Raw genomic sequence first — 19,421 nt, forward strand, 5'->3', positions numbered from 1 at the left:
AATTGACCCGATAGACAAAAGGCACCGCTCTTGCCGTGCCTTTTGCGTCGCGCTCTGAGAAAATGCCCGCACTTTTTTTGCGGATGCCGACATGACTGCCCTCAAGAACGACCGTTTCCTTCGTGCCCTGCTCAAGCAACCCGTGGACGTCACCCCTGTGTGGATGATGCGCCAGGCCGGTCGCTACCTGCCGGAATACCGCGCCAGTCGCGCCCACGCTGGCGACTTCATGAGCCTGTGCATGAACCCGGAGTTCGCCTGCGAAGTCACGCTGCAGCCACTGGATCGCTACCCGCAACTGGATGCGGCCATCCTCTTCTCCGACATCCTCACCATCCCCGACGCCATGGGCCAAGGCCTGTACTTCGAGACCGGTGAAGGCCCGCGTTTCAAGAAAGTCATCAGCACCCTGGCCGATATCGAAGCCCTACCGATCCCCGACCCGCACAAAGACCTCGGCTACGTGATGGACGCCGTCAGCACCATCCGCCGCGAGTTGAACGGCCGCGTGCCGCTGATCGGCTTCTCCGGCAGCCCATGGACCCTGGCCACCTACATGGTCGAAGGCGGCTCGTCGAAAGACTTCCGCAAGACCAAGGCCATGCTCTACGACAACCCGCAAGCCATGCACCTGTTGCTGGACAAGCTGGCCCAGTCGGTCACCTCCTACCTCAACGGCCAGATCATGGCCGGTGCGCAAGCCGTGCAAATCTTCGATACCTGGGGTGGCAACCTGTCGGCGGCGGCGTACCAGGAATTCTCCCTGGCCTACATGCGCAAGATCGTCAGCGGCCTGATCCGTGAACACGAAGGCCGTAAAGTGCCGGTCATCCTGTTCACCAAGGGCGGTGGCCTGTGGCTTGAAAGCATCGCCGACGCTGGCGCGGATGCACTGGGCCTGGATTGGACCTGCGATATCGGCGAAGCCCGTCGTCGTGTCGGTGGCAAGGTCGCGCTGCAAGGCAACATGGACCCGACCGTGCTGTACGCCAAGCCGGAAGCGATCCGCACCGAAGTCGGCCGCATCCTGGCCAGCTACGGTACAGGCAGTGGCCACGTGTTCAACCTCGGCCATGGCATCACTCCGGAAGTGAACCCGGACCATGCGGGTGCCTTCCTGCAGGCCGTGCACGAGCTGTCAGCGCAATACCACCCGTAATACTCCCGCCTGAATCGGATCCCCCTTTGCCTGGCGAAGGGGGATTCGCTGCGTTTCAGCGTTCGTTAAGTCCTGCCTTGGTAATGTGGATGCTTTGGGATTTCTCCTACAGCCTCCGGTAACTTGCCTCGGTAAAAATCCTACCCGACTCTTCCTCTCGCCAGTGCATGGCGTTCATTGTCAGGTGATCTCAGGATGAACACTTCAGCGTATTCAACGAGCCAGAAACTGCTGCATTGGGTTTCGGCTGTCATTATTGTGTGGGCGTTATTGTCGGGTTTTTTCGTGGCTGTATTCAGCGTGCCCGCCTCGGTCAAGGCGTGGGTGGCGTTCTTCAACGTGTCGCTGACCACTGTCTATATTCCGGTGTTTGTTTTGCGGGTCTATTGTTCCTTTGCCCACGGCCTGGACTTTTCCGTCAAGCGAACACTGCAGGAATACCTGGCGTTGCTGGTTCACAAGGCCATGTACCTGGTGCTCGCCGTGGTGTTGGCGACCGGCGTGCTGATGATGGATCGCCCGATCAATATCTTTAACCTGCTCTCCATCGCCCCCCTCGACCACGACCCGGCCCGCATCGCCCTGTATACCCGTGTGCATGTGCTCTCGTGTGTGGGGTTGCTGCTGATGCTGGTCCTGCATATCGGCGCCGTAGTCATGCATGAGCGCCGGGGCAAGCGGGTGATGGCGCGGATGTCTTTTGAGAAGACATCCGGTGCTGTGCTCGGGGATCAGGGTGTCAGAATTTGTTCTGCAAATCGTGCAACCACATGATCGAAGGCTTGCTGATTACCGAGTTCTGTCGCGCGTAATGCAGTCGTAATGGTTTTGAAGTCCTCGTCAGTGGCCTGGGCAACAAATGCCGGATCGAATACGCGCTCTAAGGCATCTTGGCGGCGGTTGTTCAGATAGGCGATATCCAAGGCTAGGACTTCGATCATTTTTGTTGCTGGCGAGTCATTGGTATCTGTCGCTTGGATTTGCCCCGTCAATAGATAGCGGAAGCGCAGTTCACAACCGTCCTCGGTGGGCGAGATATGTTCAGCTTCATCAAACCAATTGCCTTTGACGTGCCCGCAATGCAAAGGCGAACCGGGCTTGGTTTCCCTGATGCAGGAGGCATGAAGGTTTTGGTATTCAAGCGCCAGCTCTTCGAAATGCTCCTGGGGACGGAAGTGTTCGATGTGGCTGGATGCAGCATCAATATCTCTGCCGCAGTAACAACAAAAGCCACCTTGTTCCAGCAATAAGCTGACATGCAGTTCACGTTTTTCGGGATTCTGCAGCGTAGAGTATGTGGGTACCCATTCGTCGTTGATTGAAGCTTTCCACTGACTAAAAGAAGCAGGTTCAGTTCCTTTGAACACTTGTTTCATTTTCCGAGTATCTCCTTGCGGCGAATCAGCGCTTGGGCACCAGCAAATTCGGGTAGGTCTGGCGCTAGTTTTTTAAGTGCTTGGAGCTGGGTTTTGGCCTTTTCCAGTTCGTTATCTTCGATGGTGCTGAATAGTTTGCTTAGAAGTACTTCTACTTTTGGCTCGCGCTCGGAGACACCCATGACTTCTTCCAGGATTCGGCTGGAGTCTAACCCATAAGTAACGCGGGGATGAGAGGGGGATTCATTAGTTAAGAGAATGACTTCTCCTGGCCTGAGACTACCAATAATTTGAGGCGAGTGACTGGCTGCGATGAATTGGATTTTAGGGAATAGTTTTTTCAAAGTCGAAGCTATTGTCCGCTGCCATCCAGGGTGCAAGTGGATGTCCAGTTCGTCGATTATGACAATTCCAGTTGTCTCTTCTAAAACTTTATTTTTTAAGTGTGGATTGAGTAGGCACATTCGCCGAGCTATGTCAGAAACCATTGCCAGCATGCCGCGCTGTCCATCGCTCAAACTGTTAAAAGTTAAGCTTCTATTGTTTTCAAAATGCACCAGTAAGCTGCGAATACCAAGGTCGTACTCAATCCCTTTTGCGTCAGGTAGAGCGTGGGTCAGCGCTGAATTTATCAGTTGGAGCTCGTCATTGAACTTGGGTGATGCTGTGGAACGAGACATTTTCTGAAGGCGTTCTAAGGTTTTTCCAATAAGCCAGCTTTCAAATATTTCTAGATTTGCAGAGGCATCAAACCAGTCTTTGTAGGCGTCTAGTCTTGAGGGTTGTTGGCGTGCTGCGAATTCAACAGATATATCAGACGAATTCCATCGGCGGTCAGCTCGATAAAAAGCCATGAGCGGGAGATCAACAATGTTTTTTGATGATGGGTTGAGGATATCAATTGAACTGTTGAGTACTGGGATATCAAAGACCTTGAGTTGACCTTCACGTACCAACGATTCATTCCAAGCCGCGCGGCCGAAAGCGGAGCCGACAGCATCCAGTGTCACGGGATATATACGTTCAAACCTATAGCGACCCTCGAACTCTTGGATTTCGAACCTTGCATCTTGGTTTGAGATCTGAAGAGCCGCTCCCCCCAATGACGATGAAAACGAATACAGGCTTGCCGCCACCGCCTGCAACAACGAAGTCTTACCGCTCCCATTCACCCCCACCACCAGGTTAAAACCCGGCTGAAAGTCAAAAGTGGCATCTTCGTAGCAACGAAAATTCTGAATATGAAGCTGGTCCAGGCGCATTCTGGCTTTCCTTTACCAAGACTGACGAATGCCGACAGTGTACCTTGGCTCGTCGGAACCGCCAGAGGTGCAGGTGTTACGCGCTTTTTGCGCTCCCCAACGGCGGCAACTTCGCCAGTTTCAACGCCACCAGCAACGCACCCATCAACAGCGCCACGATAAACGCGCCGATGCCGTTCCATCCACCGAAGTGCCAGAAGAATCCCCCCGCTGTCCCGGCGATGCTTGAGCCTACGTAATAGCAAAAAAGATACAGCGACGACGCCTGCCCCTTGGCTTTCACCGCGCGGCGCCCGATCCAGCTGCTGGCCACCGAGTGGGCGCCAAAGAAGCCGAAGGTGAAGATCAGCATGCCCGGCACCACCAGCCACAGTGGGGTGAACAGGGTCAGGGCCATGCCGCCGAGCATCAGCACGATGGTGGCCCAGAGCACGCGGCGGCGGCCGAGGCGGTCGGCCAGGGAGCCGATTTTCGCCGAGCTGTAGATGCCCGAGAGGTACACCAGCGACAGCAGGCCCACCAAGGCCTGGCTCAGGCCATACGGGTCGGCCAGCAGGCGATAGCCGATGTAGTTGAACATCGTCACGAATGCGCCCATCAGCAGGAAGGCTTCAAGGAACAGCCACGGCAGGCCGGCATCCTTGAAATGCATGACGAAGCCATCCACCAGGCTGCGCGGCTTGAGGCTGCTGGCGCGGAAGTTGCGCGATTCGGGGAGGATCTTCCAGAACACCGTGGCGGCAATCAGCGCCAGGGCGCCGATGATCAGCATTGCGGTGTGCCAGCTGACGAAGTCGATCAGTACACCGATGATCAGGCGTCCGCTCATGCCCCCGATGGCGTTGCCGCCGATGTACAGGCCCATGGCCAGGCCAATGTGCTGGGGGTGGATTTCTTCGCTCAGGTACGTCATCGCCACGGCAGCCAGTCCGCTCAAGGACAGGCCCACCAGCGCACGCATCAGCAAAATCCCTTCCCAGGACGGCATCAGGCCGCTGGCGATGGTCGCCAGCGCGGCGCAAAACAACGCGGCGACCATCACCGGTTTGCGGCCCAGGGTGTCGGAAATCGGCCCGGTAATCAGCAAGCCCAGCGCCAGCATCGCCGTCGCCACTGAGAGGATCAGGCTGCTTTGTGCCGCATTGATCGAGAACTCGTGGGACAGCGCCGGCATCATCGGCTGTACGCAATACAGCAGGGCGAACGTGGCGAAGCCGCCGGAGAACAGCGCCAGCACCGTGCGCATGAACATCGGCGTGCCTTTTTCGATGTATGCGTCATTGAGCTGCGCCACCACCTCATCCAGGGCGGTGGGCGGGACGTCTTGGGCGAATGGAGCGACAGCAGATTTCACGGAGACCTCGGGGAGGAAAAGCCTGCCAGGACTGGCAATGCAAAAAAGAATATAGCTGGCTAATGATTCTTTCCAATATATTGTTCGACCCGTTTGATAGCTTTTACGACCTAATGAGGCTGGCATGGAACTACGTCACCTGCGGTACTTCATTGCCGTTGCCGAAGAACTGCACTTTGGCCGTGCCGCGCAGGTGCTGGGCATCTCGCAACCGCCATTGAGCCAGCAGATCCAGGCACTGGAGCAGGAGGTGGGCGCGCGCTTGTTTGAGCGTACCAATCGTCGGGTCGAACTGAGCGAGGCCGGGCGCTTGTTCCTGCACGAGGCGCGGTTGGTGCTGGCCCAGGTCGACAAGGCGGCGGACGTGGCCCGCCGTGCGCAGTTGGGGGAGCTGGGCGAGTTGAAGATCGGCTTCACCTCGTCGGCGCCGTTCAACTCCACGATTCCGCAGGCGATCTTCGCGTTTCGCCAAGCCTTCCCGGCGGTGCACCTGAACCTGCGGGAAATGAGCAGCACCGAAGTGGCCGAATCGCTGGTGGATGAGTCGATCCAGGTTGGGCTGATGCGTCCGCTGCCGTTGCCGGACTCATTGAGTGTGATTGAGCTGATGCGCGAACCGCTGGTTGCCGTATTAAACGCTGACCACCCCTTAGTGGAGGGCAGTGAGCGTGGTCTGCACCTTGCGCAACTGGCGGAGGAGCCCTTTGTATTTTTCCCTCGCACCTACGGCAGTGGCCTGTACGCCCAACTGCTCAACCTGGCCCGCGATGCCGGTTTCAGCCCGCACTTCGCCCAGGAAGCGGGGGAGGCGATGACCATCATCGGGTTGGTGGCGGCGGGCTTGGGGGTGTCGGTGCTGCCGGCGTCTTATCAACGGATACGCATCGATGGCGTGGTCTATCGCACCTTGCTGGATCAGGAGGCGGTGACGGCGGTATGGCTGGTGCAGCGCAAAGGCGCACAAACGCCGATGGCGAAGGCGTTTGTGGAGTTGTTGGTGGTGAGCGGGCTTGCCCCGCGTTGGGCTGCGAAGCAGCCCCAAATCTGACGCTGTGATCTGCCTGAAAAAACGCGGTGATCTTAATGGGGCTGCTACGCAGCCCAACGCGGGCGGTGCGACGATTCGACAAGCCCGCTCGCCACAGAGAATGTGCCCGGCCTTGGTTTTACTTCGACGTTCCCGTCTGCTCAAACAACTGCGCTGCCGACCCTGCCTCACCACTCACGCCATTGCTGCGCAATCCCGCCATGATGTCGCTGTCCAGATTGTTCACCCAGCGGTTGTAGTTGCGATGGATCTTGCCGTCCTTGTAGCCCAACTCGCGGCTGTCGCGGTAGGTGATGGCGTAGCTGTTGCGGGTGTAGCGGATGTCGATGGCCGCGTAGTACTGGTTGCGCACGATGATTTCGGCCTGTACCAGTTGCGGGCTCAGGCGTTGCACTGTCCAATCGCGTTTTTGCAGGGCGTTGACGATCACCTTTTTCATCTTTTCTTCGCTGACCTGGGCGTCGGCCGGCAGGTCGTGCTGGGTGTTGAGGACCGGCTTGCTGGTGCAGCCGGCGGTGACCAGCAGAGCCAGGGTGATCAGGGTGACGCGTAGCAAGGAAGACATTCCGTATTCTCCAATCGATTAAAAAGTCAGGACCAGCGGCGGAAGATCAGCGACGTATTGACGCCGCCAAAGGCAAAGTTGTTGTTCATCACGTAGTCGTGGTGCATCTCGCGGAATTCACCCTGCAGGTAATCCAGCTCGCCGCATTGCGGGTCGACGGAGTCCAGGTTGAAGGTGTGCACGTATTGGTCGCGGTTCATCATCTCGATGCTGAACCACGATTCCAGCGCACCGCAGGCGCCCAAGGTATGGCCGAGGAAGCTTTTCTGCGAGCTGATGGGCATGCGGCTGCCGAACAGGCTGCTGGTGGCCTGGGTCTCGGCGATATCGCCCTGGTCGGTGGCGGTGCCGTGGCCGTTGACATAGCCGATGGCGGCCGGCTCCAGGCCCGCATCTTCCAGGGCCAGCTCCATGGCGCGGCGCATGGTTTTCTGTTCCGGGCGCGTGGTGTGCTGGCCGTCGGCATTGCTGCCGAAACCGACGATCTCGGCATGGATATGCGCCCCCCGCGCCAGTGCATGTTCCAGCTCTTCGAGCACCAGCATGCCGCCGCCTTCGCCGATCACCAAACCGTCGCGGCCGCTGTCGTAGGGACGTGGACTGGTCTGCGGCGCATCGTTCTTCAGGCTGGTGGCATACAGCGCGTCGAACACCATGGCTTCGGTGGGGCACAGCTCCTCGGCGCCGCCGGCGAGCATCAACGGCAGGCGGCCGAACTTGATCGCTTCATAGGCATAGCCGATGCCCTGGCTGCCGCTGGTACACGCGCTGGACGTGGGGATCAGCCGCCCGGTGAGGCCAAAGAAGATGCTGATATTCGCCGCCGTGGTGTGGGGCATCATGCGCACGTAGGAGTTGGCATTGAGCCCCTCGGCCACCGAGTTCAGCAGCATATTGCCGAAGGCTTTGATCTCGTCGGTACTGCCGGTGGACGAGCCACAGGCCACGCCCATGCGCCCGTCCTTGATCGACTCGTCGCCGAGCAAGCCCGCGTCCTGCAACGCCTGTTCCGCCGCCCACACCGCCAGGCGCGAGACACGGCCCATGCTGCGCAGCTGCTTGCGCGTCCAATGGGCGGGCACGACGAAATCATCGACCGGCCCGGCCAGGCGCGTGTTCAATTCGGTAAAACGCTCCCACTCGTCCATGCGTCGGATGCCGCTGCGGTTGGCGCGGAAGTTGGCGGCGATGGTGCCCCAGTCGCTGCCCAGGGAGGTCACGCCGGCCATGCCGGTGACGACGACGCGTTTCATCAGCACAGGCCTCCATTCACGGCCAGGACCTGGCGCGTGATATAGCCGGCTTCGGCCGACATGAGGAAATTCACCGCACCGGCGACTTCTTCCGGGGTGCCCATGCGTTGCGCCGGGATCATCTTCATCAGTTCTTCCACCGGTACGTTTTCATCCAGCATGGCGGTGTCGATCAGGCCGGGGGCGACGCAGTTGACGGTGATCCTGCGCTTGCCCAGTTCGATGGCGAGGGCCTTGGCCGCACCGATCAGGCCGGCCTTGGAGGCGCTGTAGTTGACCTGGCCACGGTTGCCGATCAACCCGGAGACCGAGGTGATGCACACGATACGCCCGGCTGCGCGACGACGAATCATCGGCATCATCACCGGGTGCAGCACGTTGTAGAAACCATCCAGGTTGGTGCGCATCACCACGTCCCAATCGTCTTCCGACAGGGCCGGGAAGGCACCGTCGCGGGTCAGGCCGGCGTTGAGCACCACGCCGTAATAAGCACCGTGTTGCTCAACATCGGCTTCAAGGATCTGCTTGCACGCGGCGCGGTCCGCCACATCGAATTGCAGCACCCGCGCCTGGCGGCCCAAGGCCTCGATCTCGACCTGTACCGCGCAGGCTTCGGCGTGACCGCTGCGGCAATGCAGCACGATGTCATGCCCGGCCTGGGCCAGGCGCAGGGCAATGGCGCGGCCGATGCCACGGCTGGAGCCGGTGACCAGTACGGGTTCAGTCATGGCGTTTCGTCCTTCGATTCATCTAAATAGTTGGCCGCCTGGGGCGGTCGAAATACATTCAGGCGCGCACTGGCCTGGATACCGCTACCGGTGAGGTGGCATTCGAACACACCCATGCCGTTGTCGTCTTCCAGGGAACGCAGGCCGTGGATGTTCAACTCGGCGCCGGCCGGGAAGTGTTCCACGTTGCACTCGAACTTGCGTGTGCCGAGCAGGAAGCCCAGTTCCACCGCTTCACCCTTTTGACGGGCGCGGCAGCCGGCGTAGGCGGCGACGCTCTGCGCCATCAACTCGACGCCGACCCAGGCCGGCAGGCTGCCGTCAGGGCGGTTGAACAGGCCGCCGGGCTTGACGGTGAGGCGGGTGTGAATCTGCTCTTCATCGAACGACAGCACCTGGTCGATCAGGATCATGTCGCCCGCGTGGGGCAGCAGTTCGGCGAGTGGCCAATCGGTCATGGGGCCTCTCCGATTATCAGGCTGACATTGTTGCCACCGAAGGCAAACGAGTTGCTCATCAGGCGGGGTTTTTCCAAGGTGTCCCCCGCCTGCGCCCATTGCAGGGCGGGCAGCGTGGGGTCGGCCTGGCCGTCCCACACATGGGGCGGCACCCGGCCGTGGGCCAGGCTCAGCCAGCAGAACGCGGCTTCCAGCGCGCCGGCCGCGCCCAGGGTGTGGCCGCTCATGGGTTTGGTCGACGAGCAGGCCACGCCGTCGGGGAACAGGCTGGCGACGGCCAGGCTTTCCATGGCGTCGTTGTGTTGGGTGGCGGTGCCGTGCAGGTTCAGGTAGCCGATCTGCCCGGGCTGCACTTTTGCGCTGGCCAGGGCCTTGCGCATCGCCTGCAACGCGCCTTTGCCGGTGGGTTCCGGCGCGGAAATATGGTGCGCATCGCAACTCGCACCGCTGCCGAGCAGGGCGATCGCCGCAGGCGTTTTAGTCATCAGGAACAGCACCGCCGCTTCGCCGATATTGATGCCGTTGCGGTTCACCGAAAACGGGTTGCAGCGTTCGTTGGACACCGCTTCCAACGCGCCGAACCCATTGAGGGTCAGCTTGCACAGGCTGTCGACGCCGCCGCAGAGCACCGCGTCGCACACTCCCAGGTCGAGCAGGCGTTGTGCGCTCATCAAGGCCCGGGCGCTGGAGGTGCAGGCGGTGGAAATCACATAGGCCGGGCCGCTCAGTTGCAGCCAGTCGGCGAGAAAATTCGCCGGGGCGCTGAGTTCCTGTTGCTGGTAGTCGTAGTCGCTGGGGAAGTGCTGATCGCGCAGGTACTGGGCGATTCCACGGCTGGCTTCGTCGATGCCGGAGGTGCTGGTGCCGAGCACCACCCCGACCCGCGAGGCGCCATAGCGGTGGATCGCCTGGCGAATCTCGCCCTCGATCTGCAGCGCCGCCTCCAGCAGCAGTTGGTTATTGCGGCTGCTTTGCTGGCCGAGCTCTGTCGGAATGGTCGCCAGCTCGCCGTGCACACTGCCTACCGGCAGCGTGCGCTCCGGCACCCAGCCGCTTTCGGCACGCATTCCCGAGCAGTCGCCGGCAAACAGGCTGCGACTGACGGCGGCCTGGCCACGGCCAAGGGCGCAAATCACGCCGAGGGCATTGAGGTAGGCGCTCATCGGGCGGCACCGAGTGGCGTGATGCGGTAGCTCAAGGGCTGGTCGCTCATGTTCACACTGAAGACTTCTGACGATTGGTAGACGATCTGCCAATGGCCCGGCAGGGTCCGCGTGAGGTCCATCGCCTGGGCGCCGGGGTAGAGCGCGCGTACGTCATCGGCCGAGGCCAAGGCAAACAACAGTGCGGCAAACAGCTCGCGCGCCTGGGGATTGGGCGGCAACAGACCGTCGGCCTGCCACTGGCCATCGATCAGTTTTTGCCGGGCCTGGGGAATGCCCAGGGGGTCCATCATCGACCAGCGGATTGCGCCGCCTTCGCGTTGGATCACCAGCAGCCAGTCCTGGCTCTGGCCGTCCGCCAGGCGCTGCACATGCAGCTGTAGCGGCAAGGCCAGGGCCGGGGTTTTTTCAGGCAGCGGCGCCTGGCTGGCGCAGGCGCTCAGCAGCAACAGGCAACCGATCAACAGGCTGCGCATCATGGTGTGGCGCTCGCCAGGGGTTTGCGCGCCACGCAGTTGACCAGGGTTTCCTCACGCTGGCCCACCGGCGGCGGGGTACGCAGGCCCCAGCGCTCCAGCAGGCCGAAGTCGCGGGAACGGCTCCACCACAGGTAGGGGTACGAAACGTTCTGCGGGCCGAACTCAAAGCCCTGCTCGCGGAGCATCTGCAGGTACTCTTCGGCGCTTTTCTGCACATGCATGGGATGGCGGAACAACCAGCGAATGACCCATGTGTCGATATAGGCTTCGGTGGATTCGGCAAACAGCAAGTAACCGCCCGGCTTGAGCACCCGGTAGAACTCCTTGAGTGCGCGATGCTGTTCAACCAGGTGATGGAAGGTCTGGTGGCAGAACAGGATGTCGACGCTGGCGTCCGGCACATCGAGGGTGGCGCAGTCGCTGCCGATCAATTCGATGGCCAGGCCCTGGCGCGCGGCTTCGGCCTTGCTCAGCTCCAGGCTGTGGGGGTCGGCATCCAGGCCGATCAGGCGCGCGGGGGCAAACACCTGTTGCAAGTACTGGAATGACTTGCCCTGGCCGCAACCGGCGTCCAGCAGCACCGGCGCCTCGGGCAACGGGTCGGTGAACAGGCTGCGCAGGTCGTTGATTGCCACGCGCAATACATGGTGCTGCCAGGTATGGCTGCGCAGGAACCAGAAGCCGAAGCGGGTTTCTTCGACGTAGTTTTTACTCAGGTATTGAGACGTCATACCGGTTCACTCGCACAAATTTCCGACAACATCCGCAAACGTCGCTTGGGCTCGCTGACAAACGGGTTGCGTTCGTCCCACGCGTAACCTGCGAGGATCGAACTGATCATCCGGCGAATGTCCGGTGAGCTGCCGGGGTGGAAAATCACATCTTGGAAGGTGCCTGCATACCAGCCCTCGACGTAGCAGCGGAAGGTGTCGACACCGCGCTTGAGCGGCTCGGCAAACTCGGTTTGCCAGTCCACGGTCTCGCCTTTGAGCTGACGATGCAGCACGCCGGCGGCCATGCTCGCCGAGCGCATGGCGATGGTCACGCCGGAGGAGAACACCGGGTCGAGGAATTCCGCCGCATTGCCCAGCAGCGCAAAGCCGGGGCCGTGCAGGGTTTTGACGTTGGCCGAGTAGCCGCCGATGGTGCGCGCCGGTGTGTCCCATACGGCGTTGTCCAGCACGCCGGACAAGCTCGGGGTTTCGTCGATAAAACCGCGCAGGCAGGCGTCGAGGTCCGCATCGCGCGCGTCGAAATGCTCCTTGGCCGCGACCACACCCACCGAGCAGCGACCGTTGCTGAACGGGATGGTCCAGAACCAGATGTCGCGTTTCGTAGGGTGCGTGGTGACCAGGATCTTGGTGCGGTCGAAGCCTGGGTGTTCGATGCGGTCTTCAACGTGGGTGAACACCGCCTGGCGCAGCGGGAAATTCGACGGCGCCTCCAGGTCGAGCAGGCGCGGCAGCACGCGGCCGTAGCCGCTGGCATCGAGCACGAACTTGGCCTTGATGTGGTACTCGCTGCCGTTCTCGCGGCGCACATGCAGGTAGCGGCACTCACCGGAGAAATCCACGCCGACGATGGTTTCGCCGTAGCGGATGTCGACGCCTTGCTGGGCGGCCTGATCGGCCAGCAACTTGTCGAACTCGCCGCGCTGCACCTGGAAGGTAGTGGGCTTGCCGTTGCTGAAGGTGTCACCGAAATCGAACGCGCTGTAACGCTCGCCCCAGGCAAACGCGGCACCGGTTTTTACCTGGAATCCCGCCGCCTGCACGGCGTCGAGCATGCCGGCCTCTTCGATGAAATCGATGCAGTGCGACAGCAGGCTTTCTCCGATCGAGAAGCGCGGGAAATGCTGGCGCTCGATGATCAATACATCATGCCCTTTGCGTTTGAGCAGTGCGGCGGCAATCGCGCCGGATGGCCCGGCACCAATCACCACCACTTGGCGACGTTCCATTTCAACTATGGGCACGAGGGCTCCTTGCCGCTTTGGCGATAACTACATTCATGAGGCGTGTTTCCGTTGGCCGGCCCAGGGGGCCAGCATAAAGCTGAATGCCAGGCCCAGGCTGACCGACAGGCCGAAATTACTCACTGCCGGGGTACTGGACACCGCCAGCAGGCCGAACGACAACCAGGTCGTCAGCGCTGCCAGCAGCGTCCCTAGAAGGCTGACAGCGGGGCCGCCGATCTGTTCGCGCATCAAAATCGCATAGTCGACACTGATGGCCGTGACCAGCAGCAACCCGAACAGGCTGAACAGGGTCAGCGGCTGGCCCAGCCAACCCAGGCTGGCCAGGCTGCACAGTGCAGCCAGCAACGGCAGGGCGACGATGCGCAAGGCCCCGCCGAAACCGAACGGCAGGATCAGTAACAGCACGATCAGCACGCACGACATCAACTTCAATTCGGCGGCGCTGATCTGCGTGTCGGCGAATACACGGTTCAAATCCCCGAGACGATCCACCAACTGCACGCCGGGCAGGTCCACGGCCTGCACCCGCAGCAGCGCCGGGTTGTTCAAGCCCTGCAGGCTGACCATGGCCGCCACGCCGCCGTCCACCGGGCCCAGCCACAGCGTGCGCCAGGGTTCGGCCAAGGGGCCCACCAGCGCAGCGTCGATGTCTTCGGTGGGCAGCGCTTGCAGTTGCGCGACTTCGGCGTGCAGGGCGCCGGCGGGCACGCCGAGGTCCAGCAGCGGCTGCCAATGCTGTGGAAGTGTGCTCAGGGCATCGCGCAGTTGCTGCTGTTCGGCGGGCAGGCTGACCAGTTGGTTGAGCGCCAGGTAACCCTGGAGCTTGTCCATATTCACCAGTTGGTCCAGGCGTTGGCCCAGGGCGGCTTGCCGCTCCAGCAACTGCGGCTGGTTGTCGGCCCGTATCAGGAAAAACTGGCTGGTGGGCTGGAAACCGGTAATGCGCGCCACGGCCTGTGCCTCTTGCAGCAGTTGCGGCGGCGCACCGATCCACTGGCGAATATCGTTTTTGCTGTCCAGCTGCCAAAGGCCGCCGGCGCAGAACAGCAGCACCCACACCAGCAGCACCGGACTGGGCACACGCTTGAGCAAGGTGGCCCGCATCCGCCACAGGCATTCGGCGACGCGCAGCGGCCATTGGGCCGGGCGCAGTTCGACACCCTTGAGCAGTGCCGGCAGCAGGCACACCGCTGACAGGTAGGCGCCGACCAGGCCCGCGGCGGAGAACACCGCGATTTGCGTCAAGGCCGGGAAGGGTGTCCAGGCCAGCGCCAGGTAGCCGATGCAGCTGGTGGCCAGGCTCAGGCTCAGCCCTGGCAGCGTCAGGCGCAATGCCGGCCAACTGCGCCAGGGGTTCATGCTCCAGCTTTTCGACAGGTAGTGCAGCGGGTAATCCACCGCGACGCCGATCAGGCTGGAGCCGAGCACCAGGGTCATCACATGCATATGGCCGAACAGCGCCACGCAAGCGACGGCACCAAACAGCATGCCCACCAGCACCGGTACAAACGCCAGCAGCACTCGCCAGCGGCGGAACGCCAGCAACAGCAGCAGCAGAATGCCGACGGTGGCGCCGCCGCCGACCCAGGTGATTTCCCGCGTGGCCTGCTGCTGGCCATTGGCGGCGTAAAGCAAACCGCTGGCGGCGAGCAATTGCGCGCCGTGTTCGCCGGCCTGCGTGCGGCTGGCCTGGAGCAGATCCGCCACCTGCAGCGGCAGTTTCATGTCGAAGGCATTGCCGGTGGTGCGCGCCCGCAGCAGCACCCAGCTCTTGCCGTCGGCATCGGCGATCAAGGCGCCGCTGCCGATGTCCAGTTGCACCGAGCCGCGTTGCGGCTGGCTGTTCTGGATGCGCCCGGTCAGGCCCAGCCAGTCGTCCTGGCTCGGCACCAGGCTGAAGCCGGTGAAGGGGTCGAACAGCGACTGCACCCGTTGCTGGATGAACGCGTCCGGGTGGTCGATCAGTTGTTCGCGGTCCTTGGTCGAGAGCATCGCCAGCCGCCCGCGCAGCAACTGTTCACGCAGTGCCGGCAGGTCGGCTTGCAGGTTCCATTGGACCTTCTCGAACAAGCCGCTGGCCTGCCAGCGCTCGCCCAATTGCTGGGCCACGGCCACCGCTTGCTGGCGATCGGCGTGCCCCACCAACACCAGCATTTCGCGGTTGAGCGGCTCCTGCATGCGCTGTTCGGCTTGCAGTTCCAGGGCGTCCGGCGTACTGCCCGGCACCAGCTCCATCAGGTTGGCCGACAGCGGTGCACCATCGCGCCACTGCCAGCCGGCCAGGGCCAGCACGGCCACCAGCAGGATCAGGAACAGGCGGGGCAGCAGGCGCTCACTGGGCAAAATCGTGTTGCTCCGCGTCGCTCAATGGCTGGCCGGCGCTGCTGTCCTGCATGCGCAGCACAGTGCTGTCGCCTTGGGTTTCCAGCAGTTCGATCTTCTGCACCAGTTCACCGCCGTCGATATTGATCTGGGTGAATACCTGCTTGAGCAGCAGTGAACGCGGGATCAGCGTGAGCTTCCATTGCCGGGCTTCGCCTTGCAGTTGCAGCTCGAAGTCGCGCTGCAAGCCGCTGCTGTCGCCCTGGAGCACGGCGAGGAACAGACGGTTCTGTTCGGCGCCGGCGCTCTTGTTCGGCAGCAGTTGCCAGCCGTTGGCGTCACGCCGGGCAATGCCTTGGGCGCTGATGCGGTAGTCCTGTTGCAGCGGGGTTTTCAGCAGCCACAGCAGGCCGTGGTCCTTGGCCAGGACGAAGGTGCCCTTGCTGACCAACGGCTGCGGCAGCGCACGCAGGTGTTTTTCCTGGATAAAGCTGCCGTGGATCACAGAGGGTTTGGCCAACTGGTCGCTGAGTTGTTGCAGGTCGAAGGCCTGGGCTTGAAGCGACAGCAGCAACGCGCCGAGGAAGGTGATCAGTTTCATGACAAGGCCCTGTCGACGGCGTCGGTGAATACTTTGGGGGACGCCAGCTGCATCTCGCGAGTGGCGATGTCCACCGCCACCTGCACAGTGCTGGCGCGGGTCAGGCGCTCGCCGCTGGCCAGGTCGGTGATCAGGTAATTGACCTTCAAGCGGTTCTCCCACTCCACCAGGCTGGCGCGCACGTTGATCGTCTGGCCGAACACCGCACCGCGCACATAGCGCAGTTGCATGTCGATCACCGGCCAGGCGTAGCCGGCTTCGAGCATCGCCGTGTAGTTATGGCCGATCTTGTCCAGCAGCGCGCAGCGTGCGACTTCCAGGTACTTCACGTAATGCCCGTGCCAGACGACGTGCATGGTGTCGACGTCAAAAAACGGCACCAGGATTTCGGTGTCGCTGTGCAATACGCCAGGGCTACGCATGCAGCCTCCAGTGTTGCTCGGCGATGCGTTGCAGGCACAGGCGCAGTTCGCCTTCGAGAGCACGGTCTTCGATGACCGGCGGGAAGTCCTGGGCCAGCTCTGCATGCATGGCCGCCAGCGCCGGCGGCAACGGGCGTGCGTCGTCGGCCTGGGCGCGCAGCCACACACCCTGGTTGGCGGCGAGCAGGGTGGCGGCGGCGACCTGTTCGGTCAGCTCCAGCACGCGGATCGCATCGCGGGCGGCGATGGTGCCCATGCTCACCTTGTCCTGGTTGTGGCACTCGGTGGAGCGCGAGAACACGCTGGCCGGCATGGTGTTTTTCAGTGCTTCGGCGGTCCAGGCGCTGGTGCCGATCTGCACCGCCTTGAAACCGTGGTTGATCATCGCGCGGTCCGCCGGTGCGCCGGACAGGTTGCTCGGCAGGCCGTGGTTGTAGCGCACGTCCACCAGCAGGGCGAGCTGGCGGTCAAGCAGGTCGGCGACGTTGGCCACCAGGGTCTTGAGGCTGTCCATGGCAAAGGCGATATGCCCGCCGTAGAAGTGCCCGCCATGCAGCACGCGTTCTTCTTCGGCGTCGATGATCGGGTTGTCGTTGGCGCTGTTCAGCTCGATCTCGATAAACGAACGCAGCCAGTTCAGGCTGTCGGCCAGCACGCCGAGGACGTGGGGCGCGCAGCGCAGCGAGTAGCGATCCTGCAGGCGATGCAGCGGCGCGGTCGGCGCGTCGATCGCCAGATCCTCGCGTAGCCAGGCTGCGACTTGCATCTGCCCCGGATGTGGCTTGGCGGCGAACAGGCGCTCGTCGAAGTGTTCCGGGTTGCCTTGCAGCGCCACCACGTTCAGCGCGGTGATACGGGTGGCCAGTTGCAGCAGGTAATCGGCGCGGGCGAAGGCCAGGCAAGCGATGCCGGTCATCACCGCGGTGCCGTTCATCAGGGCCAGGGCTTCCTTGGGGCGCAGTACCAGCGGCTCCCAGCCGAGTTCGCGATGCACGTCGGCTGCCTGGCGACGCTCGCCACGGAACAGCACTTCACGCTCGCCGGACAGGGTCGCGGCCACGTAGGACAGCGGGGTCAGGTCACCGCTGGCGCCCACCGAGCCTTCTTCCGGGATCAGCGGCAGCACGTCGTGTTCGAGGAACCCATGCAGGCGCTCCAGCAGTTCCACGCGCACCCCGGAGACACCGTGGCACAGCGACTGCAAGCGCGCCGCCAGCACCGCACGGGTGGCCTGGGCGTCGAGCAACTTGCCCAGGCCGCAACCGTGGAAGGTGTACAGGTGACGGGGCAGGGCCTCCACGTGTTGCAACGGCACCGCGACCACGCAGGAGTCACCGTAGCCGGTGGTCACGCCGTAGATCACGCCTTCCTTGTCCAGCAGCGAGTCGAGGAACTGTGCGCCCTTGGCGATGCGCTGGCGATACGCGGCATCGCCTTGCAGCTGGGTAGGCACCTGACGGTTGGCCAGGGCCAGCACGTCTTCGATGCGCATGGGGCGTTCGCCAAAGGTTACCGGCTCAAGATGCGTCGTCATCGGTCTTCCAGAAAGGGTAAAAGTTGAACCATTGTTGGGGCGCTTCCAGGCAGAACCGGCCCAGGCGTGCGGCGTAGCGCGCGGTCCACAGGGCGATGACCTGCTCGCGGGTGCTGCGTTTCCATTCGATCAATTGCGCGAAGGGCTCGATGGTCAGGCGATAGCGGCCCTGGTGTTTCAGGCACATCAGCAGGTTGACCGGGCATTTCAGCAGGCCCGCCAGCAGCCACGGGCCTTGGGGGAACGCGGCGTCATGGCCGAGGAAATCCACGCGCACCGTGCGCCCGCCATGCAAGGGCACGCGGTCGCCGGCAATCGCCAGCCACTCGCCGTCGTCCAGGCGCTGGCTGAGCAGCAGCATGGTGGCCGGGTCCAGCTCGCTGACCTGGATCAGGCGCAAGTGGGTGGCACCAGCTTCGCCCAGCAGGCGGTTGAAGCGTTCGGCGTGCTTGGTGTGCACCAGCACGTTCATGGTGACCTGTTCGCCGATTTCCGCCAGCGCGCGGCACACTTCGAGGTTGCCCAGATGGGCGCCCACCAGCATCTGCCCGCGCCCGGCGCGCAGTTGCCCGCGCAGTTTCGCCGGGTCGTTGATCTCGATCTGTTCCAGGCGCAGCTTGCCGTTCCACACGTCGAGTTTGTCGAGCAGGGCATCGGCGAAGGCCATGAACTGGGCAAAGACTCTGCGCTGGCTGGGGCGCAGTTCATCGCGCCCGCTCCAGTCGGCCAGGCGCTGCTGGTATTGCCAGGCGCTCTGGCGCGCGGTGCGGCCGAACAGGAAGAAGTACAGCACGATGCCGTACAGCACCGGGCTCAGCAGGCGGCGGCCGAGGACCTTGGCGGCGAGGGCGGTGAATTTCATCAGCCAGTAGCTGCCGCGTTCTTCGCGGTCGGCCCAGTGCTTGGTGCTGTCGCTCATGCCTGCCACCGTCGCCACAGGATCAGCGGCGCACGCACCAACATGCCGAAGAACAGGCGGGTGTGCATGGCACTGATGCGTACGTTGTCGCGGAACAGGCGGAAGTGCGACAGGCCGTCGGCGGGGTAATGCACCTGGGTCGGCAGCCAGCGCATCGGCTGGTTGCGCCAGGCCAGGCGCACCAGGATGTCGGAGTCGAAGTCCATGTGCGTGCCGATATAGGCCGAGTCCATCAGCGCCAGCACCGGTGCCAGCGGGTACACGCGAAAGCCGCACATCGAGTCGCGGATCTGCAGTGACAGGGTGTTGATCCACACCCACACATGGGTCAGGTAACGCGCATACAAACGGCCCTTGGGCACGCTTTCGTCGTATTCGGGGTAGCCGCAGATGATTGCGTGGGGCTGCCTGCGGGACGCGTCGATAAACGTTTCGACTTCACGCAGGTCGTGCTGGCCGTCGGCATCGACCTGCAACGCGTGGCTGAAGCCCAGGCGCGCCGCTTCGCGAAAGCCCGCCATCACTGCGCCGCCCTTGCCCTGATTGGTCGGCAGGGTCAGCAGGGTGACATTGTCCAGCCGCGCCAGTTGCGCCAGCACCGCTGCGCAGGCCGGGCTGCTGCCATCGTCCACCAACAGGCACGGCAGGCCACTGTTCAACAGGCTGTGGACCACGGCGGGCACGGCGGCTTCGTGGTTGTAGACCGGGATCAGGGCGCAGGGGTTATGCATGGTATCCCTCACCGTCTGGTAAATAACCTGTGGTGAGCGGGCTTGTTGTAGTGAACCGGCTTGTCGTGG

Annotated in this window: 20 protein-coding genes; 3 read left to right on the forward strand and 17 right to left on the reverse strand. The window is 62.4% G+C overall.

Annotation, left to right across the window (positions count from 1 at the left end):
• Positions 1–91 precede the first annotated feature (91 nt).
• Both hemE and BLQ09_RS23915 read left to right on the forward strand, forming a co-directional pair.
• Positions 92–1,159: a uroporphyrinogen decarboxylase gene (hemE, locus tag BLQ09_RS23910; RefSeq protein WP_027604999.1), complete on the forward strand. Its 1,068-nt coding sequence runs from the start codon at positions 92–94 to the stop codon at positions 1,157–1,159.
• A 195-nt stretch (positions 1,160–1,354) separates the two neighbouring features.
• Complete coding sequence (locus BLQ09_RS23915) at positions 1,355–1,933, forward strand: cytochrome b/b6 domain-containing protein (RefSeq protein WP_081744407.1); 579 nt, start codon at positions 1,355–1,357, stop codon at positions 1,931–1,933.
• On the opposite strand, the gene BLQ09_RS23920 is transcribed toward BLQ09_RS23915, so the two are convergent.
• From BLQ09_RS23920 to BLQ09_RS23930, 3 genes are all read right to left on the reverse strand, one after another.
• Positions 1,891–2,535 carry a retron system putative HNH endonuclease gene (locus BLQ09_RS23920; RefSeq protein WP_081744406.1) on the reverse strand — a complete coding sequence of 215 codons (645 nt, stop codon included), beginning with the start codon at positions 2,533–2,535 and terminating at the stop codon, positions 1,891–1,893. The two genes, BLQ09_RS23915 and BLQ09_RS23920, sit on opposite strands and share 43 nt — an antisense overlap.
• Positions 2,532–3,797 (reverse strand): AAA family ATPase, encoded by a 1,266-nt coding sequence (locus tag BLQ09_RS23925; protein ID WP_092358757.1) that lies wholly within the window; start codon positions 3,795–3,797, stop codon positions 2,532–2,534. The genes BLQ09_RS23920 and BLQ09_RS23925 overlap by 4 nt, the downstream gene beginning before the upstream one ends.
• Before the next feature lie 76 nt (positions 3,798–3,873).
• On the reverse strand, positions 3,874–5,103 hold the full coding sequence (locus BLQ09_RS23930; protein WP_371914546.1) for an MFS transporter: 1,230 nt from the start codon (positions 5,101–5,103) through the stop codon (positions 3,874–3,876).
• Between the two features lie 172 nt (positions 5,104–5,275).
• Between BLQ09_RS23930 and BLQ09_RS23935 the strand changes: the two genes are divergently transcribed.
• Positions 5,276–6,199, forward strand: coding sequence for a LysR family transcriptional regulator (locus BLQ09_RS23935; RefSeq protein ID WP_092358761.1), 924 nt, complete (start codon positions 5,276–5,278; stop codon positions 6,197–6,199).
• A 118-nt stretch (positions 6,200–6,317) separates the two neighbouring features.
• Here the strand turns inward: BLQ09_RS23935 and BLQ09_RS23940 are convergent, their stop codons facing one another.
• The 14 genes from BLQ09_RS23940 to BLQ09_RS24005 are packed head-to-tail and all read right to left on the reverse strand — an operon-like array spanning position 6,318 to position 19,352.
• Complete coding sequence (locus tag BLQ09_RS23940) at positions 6,318–6,764, reverse strand: hypothetical protein (RefSeq protein WP_092358763.1); 447 nt, start codon at positions 6,762–6,764, stop codon at positions 6,318–6,320.
• 26 nt (positions 6,765–6,790) lie between these two features.
• Entirely contained in the window at positions 6,791–8,017 is a 1,227-nt protein-coding gene (locus BLQ09_RS23945) for a beta-ketoacyl-ACP synthase (protein ID WP_092358765.1), read from the reverse strand.
• Positions 8,017–8,745 carry a 3-oxoacyl-ACP reductase FabG gene (fabG, locus tag BLQ09_RS23950; protein WP_027604992.1) on the reverse strand — a complete coding sequence of 243 codons (729 nt, stop codon included), beginning with the start codon at positions 8,743–8,745 and terminating at the stop codon, positions 8,017–8,019. The genes BLQ09_RS23945 and fabG overlap by 1 nt, the downstream gene beginning before the upstream one ends.
• A complete protein-coding gene (locus BLQ09_RS23955; RefSeq protein ID WP_027604991.1) occupies positions 8,742–9,203 on the reverse strand; it encodes a hotdog family protein in 462 nt (153 codons plus the stop codon). The genes fabG and BLQ09_RS23955 overlap by 4 nt, the downstream gene beginning before the upstream one ends.
• Entirely contained in the window at positions 9,200–10,366 is a 1,167-nt protein-coding gene (locus tag BLQ09_RS23960) for a beta-ketoacyl-[acyl-carrier-protein] synthase family protein (protein ID WP_092358767.1), read from the reverse strand. Before BLQ09_RS23960 ends, BLQ09_RS23955 begins: the two co-directional genes overlap by 4 nt.
• Complete coding sequence (locus BLQ09_RS23965; protein ID WP_027604989.1) at positions 10,363–10,845, reverse strand: hypothetical protein; 483 nt, start codon at positions 10,843–10,845, stop codon at positions 10,363–10,365. Before BLQ09_RS23965 ends, BLQ09_RS23960 begins: the two co-directional genes overlap by 4 nt.
• Positions 10,842–11,576, reverse strand: a complete 735-nt coding sequence (locus BLQ09_RS23970) for a class I SAM-dependent methyltransferase (RefSeq protein WP_027604988.1) — start codon at positions 11,574–11,576, stop codon at positions 10,842–10,844. Before BLQ09_RS23970 ends, BLQ09_RS23965 begins: the two co-directional genes overlap by 4 nt.
• Positions 11,573–12,820, reverse strand: coding sequence for an NAD(P)/FAD-dependent oxidoreductase (locus BLQ09_RS23975; protein WP_092358769.1), 1,248 nt, complete (start codon positions 12,818–12,820; stop codon positions 11,573–11,575). Before BLQ09_RS23975 ends, BLQ09_RS23970 begins: the two co-directional genes overlap by 4 nt.
• A gap of 33 nt (positions 12,821–12,853) precedes the next feature.
• A complete protein-coding gene (locus tag BLQ09_RS23980) occupies positions 12,854–15,166 on the reverse strand; it encodes an MMPL family transporter (protein WP_092358771.1) in 2,313 nt (770 codons plus the stop codon).
• Positions 15,156–15,746: an outer membrane lipoprotein carrier protein LolA gene (locus BLQ09_RS23985; protein ID WP_027604985.1), complete on the reverse strand. Its 591-nt coding sequence runs from the start codon at positions 15,744–15,746 to the stop codon at positions 15,156–15,158. Before BLQ09_RS23985 ends, BLQ09_RS23980 begins: the two co-directional genes overlap by 11 nt.
• Entirely contained in the window at positions 15,743–16,168 is a 426-nt protein-coding gene (locus BLQ09_RS23990; protein ID WP_027604984.1) for an acyl-CoA thioesterase, read from the reverse strand. Before BLQ09_RS23990 ends, BLQ09_RS23985 begins: the two co-directional genes overlap by 4 nt.
• On the reverse strand, positions 16,161–17,702 hold the full coding sequence (gene hutH, locus BLQ09_RS23995) for an HAL/PAL/TAL family ammonia-lyase (protein WP_092358773.1): 1,542 nt from the start codon (positions 17,700–17,702) through the stop codon (positions 16,161–16,163). Before hutH ends, BLQ09_RS23990 begins: the two co-directional genes overlap by 8 nt.
• Positions 17,686–18,621: an LpxL/LpxP family acyltransferase gene (locus tag BLQ09_RS24000; RefSeq protein ID WP_027604982.1), complete on the reverse strand. Its 936-nt coding sequence runs from the start codon at positions 18,619–18,621 to the stop codon at positions 17,686–17,688. Before BLQ09_RS24000 ends, hutH begins: the two co-directional genes overlap by 17 nt.
• Positions 18,618–19,352, reverse strand: coding sequence for a glycosyltransferase family 2 protein (locus BLQ09_RS24005; protein WP_027604981.1), 735 nt, complete (start codon positions 19,350–19,352; stop codon positions 18,618–18,620). Before BLQ09_RS24005 ends, BLQ09_RS24000 begins: the two co-directional genes overlap by 4 nt.
• Between the last annotated feature and the right edge of the window lie 69 nt (positions 19,353–19,421).

Source organism: Pseudomonas sp. NFACC25, from assembly GCF_900100935.1.
Classification (GTDB): Bacteria; Pseudomonadota; Gammaproteobacteria; order Pseudomonadales; family Pseudomonadaceae; genus Aquipseudomonas; species Aquipseudomonas marginalis.